The 12,163-nt window shown below is 34.7% G+C and carries 9 protein-coding genes; 2 read left to right on the top strand and 7 right to left on the bottom strand.

Features of this window, described 5'->3' with window-relative positions:
- Positions 1-124: 124 nt before the first annotated feature.
- The 5 genes from cysK to C8P70_RS00755 form a co-directional block, all read right to left on the bottom strand.
- Positions 125-1,057: a cysteine synthase A gene (gene cysK / locus C8P70_RS00775; RefSeq protein ID WP_133711443.1), complete on the bottom strand. Its 933-nt coding sequence runs from the start codon at positions 1,055-1,057 to the stop codon at positions 125-127.
- A gap of 29 nt (positions 1,058-1,086) precedes the next feature.
- On the bottom strand, positions 1,087-1,914 hold the full coding sequence (locus C8P70_RS00770) for a serine O-acetyltransferase (protein ID WP_133711442.1): 828 nt from the start codon (positions 1,912-1,914) through the stop codon (positions 1,087-1,089).
- Positions 1,915-1,918: 4 nt separating this feature from the next.
- Positions 1,919-2,293, bottom strand: a complete 375-nt coding sequence (locus C8P70_RS00765; RefSeq protein ID WP_133711441.1) for a winged helix-turn-helix transcriptional regulator — start codon at positions 2,291-2,293, stop codon at positions 1,919-1,921.
- Positions 2,294-2,413: 120 nt separating this feature from the next.
- Positions 2,414-4,228 (bottom strand): chloride channel protein, encoded by a 1,815-nt coding sequence (locus tag C8P70_RS00760; protein ID WP_133711440.1) that lies wholly within the window; start codon positions 4,226-4,228, stop codon positions 2,414-2,416.
- A 72-nt stretch (positions 4,229-4,300) separates the two neighbouring features.
- Positions 4,301-4,906 (bottom strand): acyl carrier protein phosphodiesterase, encoded by a 606-nt coding sequence (locus C8P70_RS00755; protein WP_133711439.1) that lies wholly within the window; start codon positions 4,904-4,906, stop codon positions 4,301-4,303.
- Positions 4,907-5,005: 99 nt separating this feature from the next.
- Between C8P70_RS00755 and glmM the strand changes: the two genes are divergently transcribed.
- On the top strand, positions 5,006-6,394 hold the full coding sequence (gene glmM / locus C8P70_RS00750; protein ID WP_133711438.1) for a phosphoglucosamine mutase: 1,389 nt from the start codon (positions 5,006-5,008) through the stop codon (positions 6,392-6,394).
- A gap of 62 nt (positions 6,395-6,456) precedes the next feature.
- On the opposite strand, the gene C8P70_RS00745 is transcribed toward glmM, so the two are convergent.
- A complete protein-coding gene (locus tag C8P70_RS00745; protein WP_133711437.1) occupies positions 6,457-9,282 on the bottom strand; it encodes an FAD-binding and (Fe-S)-binding domain-containing protein in 2,826 nt (941 codons plus the stop codon).
- Positions 9,283-9,447: 165 nt separating this feature from the next.
- Here C8P70_RS00745 and C8P70_RS00740 point away from each other — a divergent pair, with 165 nt between their 5' ends.
- Positions 9,448-10,467, top strand: a complete 1,020-nt coding sequence (locus C8P70_RS00740; RefSeq protein ID WP_133711436.1) for a quinone-dependent dihydroorotate dehydrogenase — start codon at positions 9,448-9,450, stop codon at positions 10,465-10,467.
- Between the two features lie 83 nt (positions 10,468-10,550).
- Here C8P70_RS00740 and C8P70_RS00735 read toward each other — a convergent pair whose 3' ends face one another.
- Positions 10,551-12,032 (bottom strand): catalase, encoded by a 1,482-nt coding sequence (locus C8P70_RS00735; protein ID WP_133711435.1) that lies wholly within the window; start codon positions 12,030-12,032, stop codon positions 10,551-10,553.
- Positions 12,033-12,163: the final 131 nt, after the last annotated feature.

Below are 12,163 nucleotides of genomic sequence, written 5' to 3'. Positions count from 1 at the left end.
GTATTCATATACTTTAGTTTCTGCAGCCAAATGTATACATTACCTTACTTTTTTAAACAAAAAAAGTCGGAAGATTAATCTTCCGACCATGACTACTGTTTAAGCTCACTTTTTACTTCTTATGTTATTTTATTTCTGCAGCTTTTTCATCAAATAAATTATCAACAGACCAATATCTTTCGCCTGTATCATAATTAAAAGTTAAGATGGTGGCTCCACTTTTTATTTCAGGTAATTTTTTAGCAATGGCAGCTAATGAAGTTCCAGTAGAAATTCCGGCTAAAATGCCCTCTTTTTGAGAAATCTGATTAGTGTAGTCAAAAGCTTCATTTTGTCCGACAGTAATGATTCCGTCAAAAATAGAAGTGTTAGTTACTTTTGGAATAAATCCTGCACCTATCCCTTGAAGAGGATGGGGGCCTGGCTTTCCTCCACTTAAAACCGGCGAATTTTCGGGTTCTACAGCGAAAACTTTTAAATGAGGAAATTTAGGTTTTAAAATTTCAGCAACTCCACTAATATGTCCGCCAGTTCCAACACCGGTAATTAAAAAGTCAATGCCTTCCGGAAAATCATTCAAGATTTCCTGTGCTGTTGTTTGTCTATGTATCTCTGGGTTAGACAGATTATTAAATTGTTGAGGGATCCATGAATTATCTATTTCATCGGCAAGTTCTCCTGCTTTAGCGACTGCACCTGCCGTTCCTAACTCTTTTGGGGTAAGTACAAATTTAGCTCCATATGCAGCCATTAATTTTCGCCTTTCAATACTCATAGACTCCGGCATAACTAGTATTAATTTGTATCCTTTTACTGCACATACCATTGCCAGACCTACTCCTGTATTACCCGAGGTGGGTTCAATGATGGTAGTGCTTTTATTTATCAGACCTTGTTTTTCTGCATCTTCAATCATTGCTAAAGCAATACGATCCTTTAAGCTTCCCCCCGGATTTTGTTTTTCAAGTTTAATCCAAACGTTGTGATTTGTAAAAATATTATTAATTTTTACATGAGGAGTATTTCCTATTGTATCTAAAATACTGTTTACTTTCATTGCTATTTTTTTTAAGGTTAATTAATTATTTAAATTATAAAGTTGATTGGTTCCGGATATTCTGTATGATCTTTATAATAACTTTTACTTTTACTATAAATAACAGCATTTGGCTTTACACTTTTTGTGAGCCAGACATTTCCGCCTATAACGGCATCGTGTCCGATAACCGTTTCTCCACCCAGAATAGTAGCGCCGGAATAAATAATAACATTGTCCTGAATATATGGATGACGTCTTGTGTTGGCTTTACTTTTGGATACTGAAATAGCACCGAGGGTTACACCCTGATAAATTTTTACATTATTTCCAATAATGCAGGTTTCGCCAATTACGATTCCCGTACCGTGATCAATACAGAAATGAGAACCTATTGTTGCTGAGGGGTGTATGTCTATACCTGTTTTACTATGAGCATACTCTGTCCAAATACGAGGTAGAAGGCTTACTTTTTGTTTTTGTAACTGATTTGCAAAGCGGTATATGGCAATAGCGTAAAAACCAGGATAAGCAATGTGTACTTCCTGTAAGGATGTAGCTGCAGGATCGTTGTCATAAATAGCTTGAGCATCTGTATTTAGAATATTGTAGATATTAGGTACAGATTCAAAAAAGTCATCTGCTATTTTTTGTGATCGGGCAGCATTATTGTTTATATTGAATAGAATTGAAATTAATTCGTTTTTTAAACTTGTTAAACGGATTTGAATTGCCTGTTCTGATAAATATTTTTTATCTTCTAACTGAAATAAAAAGTGAAACAGAGTATCTGTAAAGTGCTCAATTCTTTGTTTGTCTAAAAATGATTGAGAACTTTTATTCTTTGACAAAAGCTCTTGTATAAAATTGTTAATCATTTCTTTAAATATCTATAGTTAAGAAGTGGTTTATATGACTATTCGGATTATATCCTTTTTGCTTATTTCGGTGTGTGATTCCCCATTCTGACATTTCGTACAGTAATTTGCTAAGTGTTTGCCCATACAAAGACAAAGAGTACTCTATAATTACTGGATGAGAATCTAAGACATGCCTTTCAATGATTTTGTTATTTTCCAGTATTTTTAAATCACTTGAAAGCATTTTTGTTCCAATTCCATCTATTGCTTTCATTAGTTCATTAAAGCGATATGATTTTTTATTACTTAATGTACTAATAATTTGTATTTTCCATTTTCCTTGTAGGATGACCAATGCTTGGTTAATCGCATCAATGTCTAACGAATATTTATCCATTAAGCTTTCCTTTTTGAAAGTTGTTTTCTTTTTTAAACTTAATGTAAAAATATAAAAATAATTATTAACAAAAGTGGTTTTAACACATTTTAAATAACATGATTGAAAAATTCCCTTTTCTTAATCCAATAACAAGTACTTATGGTTTCGTCTGTAAGCTTCTAGGATATCATATTTAAAGAGAGAACCTAAAAACTTTCCATCTTTTTGGATTAAAAGATAATTAGAGTGGTAATGTTCAAAAAGATCCGTTACAGTTTTTGCGGAATCTGTAGATAAGGCTATAGGGGGAGGTACGATAATATCTTTTAGTAAAGTAAATTTTGTTTGAAAGTTATTGAATATAATAGGTCTCACCTTATCTAATTCTACGCTACCAACGATTTCATTTTCTTGGTTTACAACAGGTATAAAAGATTGAGTGGTTTGTGAAAAAATTTCAAAAGCGTCCTGTGTGGTATTAAGTAAAGTAAGAACCCGCAAATCTTTTTGTATATAATTTTTTATGGATATTGTTGAAAGGATATTGAAATCTTTATCAGAAGTAAATACCATTCCGGTTTTAGCAATCGATTTAATATCCATCGAATATTTTTCCATACGTTTAGAGATAGCAAAACTTATAGAAGACACAATTAAAAGAGGAACAACTAACCCATAACCTCCCGTAATTTCGGCAATTAAAAATATTGCTGTAAGAGGAGCATGGAACAATCCGCTTAAAACGCCAGCCATTCCCACTACGGTAAAATTGTGAATAGGAATTTCCTTTAATCCTAATAGAGTTAACAGATGTGATAAAGCAAAACCTAAATATGAACCTACAAATAAAGAAGGAGCAAAATTTCCGCCATTTCCGCCACTTCCCATGGTAAGTCCTGCTGCCAAAGCTTTCATCAGAGCAGCACCAGAAACAAATAATAATAAAACCCATTGGTTGTCTATATGTTTGCTTAAAATGGTATTACTTAAAATTTCTTGCGGGTTTTCTCCGGCTAATACTTTAATACTTTCATATCCTTCACCAAACAAAGTTGGAAATAAAAAGATTAATCCAGCAAGCATGGATGAGCCAATAATTGCTTTTTTATAGATGCCCTTTTTAAAGCTGGAAATAAAATGCTCAGTTTTTCTAAACATTCGCGCGTGGTAAACACAAAATATTCCAGATAATATCCCCAATAAAACATAATAAGGCGTGTTGTCTGAATCAAATGTAAGTTGTTGTTTAAAGGAGAGTAAAATATCTTCTTTTATGATTAGGTTTGAAACAATTGTACCAGTTGCAGATGCAATCATGATAGGAATAAAAGCCGATACAGCAACATCTGCTAAAATAATCTCAATCGCAAATAAAACCCCTGCAATTGGAGCGTTAAAAGCAGCTGAAATTCCAGCAGCAACACCACAAGCAAGCAGTAAAATTCGATCTTTATGATTTAATCTATAGTTTTGAGCATAGTTAGATCCAAATGCAGCTCCTGTAATAGCAATAGGAGATTCTAGCCCTAAAGATCCTCCCATACCCACTGTCAATGAGCTGGTAACAATCTGGGCATACATTTGTTTTCGGGGCATAATTCCCGAACGCTTGGCAACAGAAATCATAATTTGGTAAGTTCCTTTTTCAATGTTGCCGTTTAGGAATTTTTTAATTATAAATACAGTTAGTAAAATACCTATAATGGGTAAAATACTGTTTAAATAGGGCAAATGAGAAAGGCTGTCAATATAAGAGGCAAATAAAAAAACAGAATGTGCAAAATATTTTAAAATAATGACAGCAACAGCAGAAGAGGCACCTACAAATACGCAAGATAAATATAGAAACTGTTTTTTTGAAAGTATTGATTTCAAAAAAAACAAAATCCCTTCAGCATATCTGAATACCTGATGAAAAAAAGACCTTATTTTTTTTCTATTCAAAAATTTCATCCTGCAGCAATAGACTGCAAAAGTAATTAAACATTACTAGCATTAAAAATATTTTTATATTATCGAATGGGATTAGTAGGATTTTAGTAAAAAGCGATCGGTTTTTATAAAGCGTATAATATGTTCTTTTAAATCTTCAAAAAAAGCTGTAAACTGAGTTTCAAAATCAGTGTAGTTTTCTATTAATTCTTTTGTTGCAAATCTCATTTTTGAAATTCCTTTAGAACGTTTGTCCATTTGTGACAGAATATACTCCAGTCCTTCAGTAGTCTGGTATAAAACCAGCCAGTTTTCGGCAACCATAATGTGCAAAAAGTTTTTTATTTTAGATGGAAGAATTTCATAATTCTCAATTAAAGATTGATAAAATTCGTCAGCGTATTGTTCTAAAGGAACTTGGCTGTATTGATTCCAGTTTTTTGCCAAAAAATGGTCATAATACATATCTATAATGACTGCAGCATAGTGATTATATTGAGAAACAATGATTTTTTTACTTTGCCGCCAAATAGGGTGAGTATCGGTATAAGTATCTATTTCTCTGTGTAAAATTACACCTTGCTGTATTTTTAAAGGATAAGTCAAATATTCTTTTCCTCGGATGCTGTCGGCAGCAAAATTACCTATTTTTAAAAGTTTATCTTCCCCTGATAAATATATATGTGCTAAAAAATTCATATTGACAATTTAAGCATAAAATTAAACATTTGACTAAGATAAATCGATAAAACATTTTCATTTCTTTTATCTTTGTCGTACATCGAAAAAAATAAAGTTATGACCTTAATCAAATCTATTTCGGGCATTCGAGGTACGATTGGCGGAAAAGTAGGATATAATCTTACTCCTGTTGATACTGTAAAATTTGCCTCTGCATACGGAACATTTTTAAAAAATAATTCAGATAAAAAACAATTAACCGTAGTTATAGGAAGAGATGCACGCATTTCGGGTCCGATGATTCACAATTTAGTGGTTCATACTTTAGTTGGTTTAGGAATTAATGTTATTGATTTAGGACTTTCGACAACGCCTACCGTTGAGGTGGCTGTGCCGTTAGAAAAAGCCGATGGAGGAATTATTTTAACTGCTTCTCATAATCCAAAGCAGTGGAATGCCTTAAAACTGTTAAATAACAAAGGAGAGTTTTTGAATGGAGAAGAAGGTGCTAAAATATTGGAGATTGCTGAGAAAGATGCTTATGTCTTTGCCGATGTAGATAGTTTGGGAGTTGTTACTCCAAAATCAGATTATATGGATATTCACATTGATGAAGTTTTAAAACTGAAATTAGTAGATGTGGAAGTCGTAAAAAAGAAAAATTTCAAAGTAGTTGTAGATGCCGTAAATTCTTCTGGCGGAATTGTAATTCCTGCTTTGTTGAAAAAAATGGGTGTTGAAGTAGTGGAACTTTACTGCGATCCAAACGGACATTTCCCGCATAATCCCGAACCTTTAAAAGAACATTTGGGAGACATTTGTGAGTTAGTTAGAAAAGAAAAAGCCGATTTCGGAATTGTAGTCGATCCCGATGTGGATCGTTTGGCTTTTATTACCAACGAAGGAGAAATGTTTGGAGAAGAATATACGTTAGTAGCCGTAGCGGATTATGTACTTAGTAAAACACCGGGCAATACAGTTTCTAATCTTTCGTCGTCACGGGCATTAAGAGATATAACCGAACAAAGAGGAGGAAAGTACGAAGCGTCTGCCGTAGGAGAAGTAAACGTAGTAGAACTGATGAAAAAAACAAATGCTGTTTTGGGAGGCGAAGGAAATGGTGGAATTATTTATCCTGAAATTCACTACGGAAGAGATGCTTTAGTCGGCATTGCCCTTTTTCTGACATATTTGGCACAACAAGATAAAACTGTATCCGAACTCAGAGCTGGTTATCCACAATATTATATGAGTAAAAATAAAATAGAGCTTACTCCGCGATTAAACGTTGACCTTATTCTGGAACAAATAGCTTTTAATTACAGCAATCAAAAAGTAACAACAATAGACGGCGTAAAAATAGATTTTCCCACCAGTTGGGCACACTTGAGAAAGTCCAATACAGAACCTATTATTCGCATTTATACCGAAGCATCCACTCAGGAAGAAGCTGACAATTTGGCGATGCGAATGATGGAAGAATTAAGAGTAATTGCCGGAATGTAAATTATAAACCAAAGTTTTGGGAATTTCAAAGCTTTGGTTTTATGTAATTCAGCTAATATTATTTAACGTGTAACTTCGTCAATTAAATAAAAAACAGATTTAAAATTGACGTTGCTGTGCTCAGATAACCCTATTTCACAGGTTCGACTTGTAGAAAACGCATCTTTGCATGTACTCGGAATCTGCTCTTTTAAATGCCTGTTTCCGTATTGGTTTAATTCGGGATGTGTAAAACCTCTGTCTCCAGCAAAACCACAGCAGTTACTATCAATATAATGAACTTTTTCAGCACATCGTTTTCCTATTTCCATTAATTTTTCTTCCAATCCTATTTTTTTTATAGAACAAACCGGAAATAAAGTGATTTCTTTTCGCGGACTTTTAACCGGCAGTTTGGGCAATACAAAATCCAAGACAAATTCAATCGGATCATATATTTTCAGATTGCTGTTTTGACGCGTTTCCATAAATGTGTAAAAACAGGGACTCATGTCAAACAAAACGGGATATTTTCCATTTTCAGAAGCTTGTAGCAAATGTTGTTCCAGTTCAGCTTCTTTTTGAAGACCTGCTCTTTTATATCCTTTGCTGCTAAAAGGCATGCCACAGCACAAATTGTTAATTTTTTCAGGATATATAATCGAATACCCTGCTCGCTTTAAAAGGATTTCTGTTTGAACGATTAAGTCAACATCTGTTTTGGGATAATCCGCAGATTTTCCCATCGTACGGTTGATACAAGACGGAAAATAGACTACTTTTAGCTCGTTTTCAGGATAAAGAACAGATGTTTCTACTTTGGTTTGAGTTGCTGTTGGCATCGCGCTGTTCCATTGAGGTATTTTATTGCCTGATATTTTTCGGAATACTTTGGAAACAGAATACAAGGTTTTATTTCCCAGTAAAGTTTGAAAGAAATGAATGGATTTCACCCCCAATCGTCCGGCTTTAGTAACCTTGTCTAAGTTTTTAGCGAGGTATTGTGCTCTTTTCCTGTTTTTTGATGAAATTTTGGAACGTCTGACAGCTTTGATATATTTTCCGGTATCGATTTTGACCGGACAAACCAAGGCACACAATCCATCCGTAGCACAGGTTTGATCAGAATAATATTCAGCTTGTTGGCGCAACAATTTTAAACGTTCAGTATTTTTTCCTGATTTTTTCAGGCGAGAAATTTCTCTTCCTACCACAATGCGCTGTCTCGGAGATAACGTCAATCCTTCCGATACACAATGTGATTCGCAAAAACCGCATTCAATGCACTTGTCTATAATTTCATGTGTTGGTGGCGATGGTTTTAGGTTTTCCAGATGGATTTTTGGATTTTTGTTGATAATCACTCCAGGATTAACGAGGTTATTAGGATCAAATAATTGTTTAATTTCTATCATAATTTGATATGCTTGCTCACCCCATTCTTTTTCAACAAAAGGAGCCATATTTCTGCCTGTACCGTGCTCGGCTTTCAGCGAACCTTGAAACTGGTTAACCACAAGGTCAGTCAGCCTGTCCATTAATGTAGCATAGCGCTGTACTTCTTTTGCAGTTGAAAAATCCTGTAAAAATACCAGATGAAGGTTCCCTTCCAAAGCATGTCCAAACAGAACGGCATCTTGGTATTGCAGTTCGGCAAACAGATTTTTCAAGGCTATGCTTGCCTCGGCCAATCTGTCAACAGGGAAAGCAACATCTTCAATAATACAAGTAGTTCCGGTTTTCCGCAATGCGCCCGTACTCGGTAAAAGTCCATTGCGGGTCTTCCAATTAAAAGCGTATTGTTTGGGTTCGGATGTAAATTCAAATGGTTTATAAGTAGGAATGGCAGCAACAGACACTATTATTTTTTGCTGTTTTTCAACCATTTCTTGTACATTGTTTGCCTGACATTCCACTAAAAGAATACAGCTTGACTCGGGAAGGGTTTTGAAATAATCCGGAGCTTGTTCATCGTTTTCGATAGATCGGATGCTATTTCTGTCTAACAGCTCTACAGCTGCTACCGGACTTTCTTTTAAAAATGGAACGGCAGAGCAGGCTTTTTCAATTGTTTCAAAAACCATCAATGTACAGGCTTTGTATTTGTAATTGATAACAGTATTATAAGTGATATCTGAAATAAAAGCAAGTGTGCCTTCCGAGCCAATCATCAGGTGTTTTATAATATCAAATGGATTGTGATAATCGACAAAAGCATTCAGGCTGTATCCTGTTGTATTTTTGATTTTAAATTTGCGTTTGATTCGGTTCAGTAAAACCTGGTTGTTTTGAATTTTATTGCGGATAGTCTCTATTTTTTGAATGATTTCGGGATGTTTTACCAAAAAGTTTTGTTTGCTTTTTTCATCTGAAGTATCTAAAACAGTTCCATCGTAAAAAACCAGCCGAATATCAGCAAGGGTGTTATAGGAATTTTGCGCGGTTCCGCAACACATTCCACTCGCATTGTTAGCGGCAATCCCACCAATCATGGCAGCATTTATTGAACCGGGATCCGGACCTATTTTTCTGCCGTAGGGAGCCAGTAATATATTGGCTCTGCCGCCTATGATTCCGGGTTGGAATTTTGCCTTTAATCCGTTGTCGAATATCTCGTAATTTTTCCAATGATGTGTGGCAACCATCAAAACGGAATCGGTAACTGCTTGCCCTGACAAACTGGTTCCGGCAGCACGATACGTTACTGGGATATGGTATTTATGTGCATTTTTAATAACAGTAACAGCTTCATTTTCATTGTGAACCTGTACGACCATTTTGGGTATCAGCTGGTAAAAACTTGCATCCGTACCATAAGCTAAGAGTAAAAGCGGATTGGTAATAAGCTGACCTTCGAGAATTGTGCGGGATAAAGCTGTTTTAAATTGTAAATAGTTGTCAGGAAGCATAAGCATAACTTTTGATACAGCAATTTAAGCAAAACATAGCAAAAAAGTTTCTTTTCTGAATAATTTATGTGTTTAGGAATAAGATAAAACTACTCACCGTATACTGTGAAATCTGATAAAAAAGACTAATTTTGCGATACTTAATAACAACACAAATTTTGCAACATGTACAAAAGCGTTGTAAAGCCTCTTTTGTTTAGGCTTGATCCCGAAAAAGCACATCATCTGACATTTAAGACACTGAAAGTAATTAATAAAATTCCGGGTATTTCGGCTTTTATCCGCTCTCAGTTTCAGGTTTCTGATCCAAGGTTAGAGCGAGAGATTTTTGGGCTTAAGTTTAAAAATCCCGTTGGTTTAGCGGCAGGTTTGGACAAAGATGCAAAATTGTATAGTGAATTAGAGAATTTCGGCTTTGGTTTTATTGAAATCGGGACGCTTACGCCTAAACCGCAGCCGGGAAATCCTAAAAAGAGATTATTTCGTTTAAAAGAAGACGGCGGACTTATCAACCGTATGGGGTTTAATAACGGTGGTGTTGAAGCTGCTGTAGAACGTTTAAAAAAGAATAAAGGTACATTGATTGGTGGAAATATAGGGAAAAACAAAGTTACACCAAATGAAAATGCTGTTGATGATTATGTGATTTGTTTTGATGCACTTTATCCGTACGTAGATTATTTTGTGGTAAATGTGAGTTCTCCTAATACGCCTAATCTTAGGGAGCTGCAAGAAAAAGAACCTTTAAAAAAACTGTTGAATACTTTACAGGAAAAAAATAAAGCAAAAGCGAAAAGCAAGCCTGTTTTATTAAAAATAGCTCCAGATTTAACAGATGAGCAATTACTGGATATTATAGAAATAGTTACTGAAACTAAAATTGCTGGTGTAATTGCAACTAATACGACTATTGAACGTAAAGGTTTACAGTCTGGAAATCAAAAAGAAATAGGCGGTTTAAGCGGAAAACCGTTAACAAAACGAAGTACAGAGGTAATCCGGTTTTTGTCGGAAAAAAGCAACAAAGCTTTTCCGATAATAGGAGTAGGGGGAATCCACACCGCAAAAGACGCAATTGAAAAATTGGAAGCAGGAGCGAGTTTAATTCAGTTATACACCGGATTTATTTATGAAGGTCCTCAGTTAATCAAAAAAATAAATAAAGAGATACTTTCAAAGTATTAATTAAGTTTACAATGAGATAAAAGAAACCTGCACAAATTGAATGTTGTGCAGGTTTTTGTGTTTTTAATATATATTACTTTGCTTTACATATTAAAATGCTTACTTATGTCGATATTTAATCCTTTGGCAATATGCATTCCTAATTCGGTATCAGCTCTAAACCAGTGGCATAATTGACGAAGAATAATTTCTTCTCTTTTTTCTCCATCAATTGCATTCATTGAATTAATAATATTACTAATAGTATTTTCTTTGTCTTGTTGAGATAATAATCTATATAAGTTTCCCGGTTGGCTAAAGTGATCATTTTCACCTTCCGCATTTCGGTCAAAATGATCTGCTATTGTACTTTCAATCTCAAAAGCCGGTTCTGCATAATTTTGGTCTGCTTCAATATTGTCAAAGCTGTTTGGATAATAGTTAGGTTTACTTCCGCCATTACCATCAATTCTCATTAAACCATCTCGTTGATAATTATTAATAGCCATAAACGGACAGCGGTTAACCGGAATCTGTTCATAATTAGCACCTAATCGGTAACGTTGGGCATCGGAATAAGATAAAATTCTTCCTTGTAACATTTTATCAGGAGAAAACCCAATACCGTCCACAATATGAGCGGGAGAAAAAGCGGCTTGTTCTACATCTTGAAAATAATTTTCCGGATTTTTGTTAAGCTCTAAAACCCCTACATCAATCAATGGATAATCTTTGTGAGGCCAAACCTTGGTTACGTCAAAAGGATTGACCACAGCGTTTTTAACTTCTTGTTCCGTCATTACCTGTATTTTTAAATTCCATTTAGGGAAGTTACCTTTTTCTATATTTTCATACAAATCGCGCTGAGCAAAATCCATATCTTCGGCTCTCATTTGATCGGCTTCTTTTCCGGTAAAATTTTTGATGCCTTGTGCCGTTTTAAAGTGGAATTTCACAAAAAAACGTTCATTTTCTTTATTTATCATGGAAAAAGTGTGGCTTCCGTATCCATTCATGTGCCTGTATCCATAAGGTGTTCCACGGTCGGTCATTAGTATCATTACCTGGTGAAGGCTTTCAGGGTTCAAAGACCAAAAATCCCAAACCATTGTAGCTGATTTTAAATTTGTTCGAGGCTCTCTTTTTTGAGTATGAATAAAGTCGCTGAATTTTTTAGCATCTTTAATAAAAAATACCGGAGTATTATTTCCTACTAAATCCCAATTGCCATCTTCAGTATAGAATTTTAATGCGAAACCTCTTGGATCTCGTTCGGTATCTGCAGATCCTTTTTCTCCTCCAACAGTTGAAAATCTAAGGAAAACAGGAGTTTGTTTTCCTATTTCGTTAAACAACTTAGCTTTGGTGTATTGAGTAATATCGTGCGTCACTGTAAATGTTCCATAGGCTCCTGAGCCTTTGGCGTGTACCACTCTCTCAGGTATACGTTCGCGGTTAAAATGTGCCATTTTTTCATGCAGAATATAATCTTGCAATAAAACAGGACCTCTGGGGCCTGCAGTTAAGGAATCTTCGTGATAAGCGTAAGGACGCCCTGATGCGGTAGTAAGTTTGTCTTTTTTCATAATAACTTATTTTATATTCTTAATTTCTATTGCAAACATAAAAATATATCTTATTGTAAATCAGGGTTTTTCATATCGTTTACTAATTTAGTTATAAATAAAATCTATTATTAATGTATTTTTAAATAGTT

Source organism: Myroides indicus, assembly GCF_004364575.1.
GTDB classification, from domain to species: Bacteria; Bacteroidota; Bacteroidia; order Flavobacteriales; family Flavobacteriaceae; genus Flavobacterium; species Flavobacterium indicum_A.
This window is presented reverse-complemented; position numbering and strand designations above follow the sequence as displayed.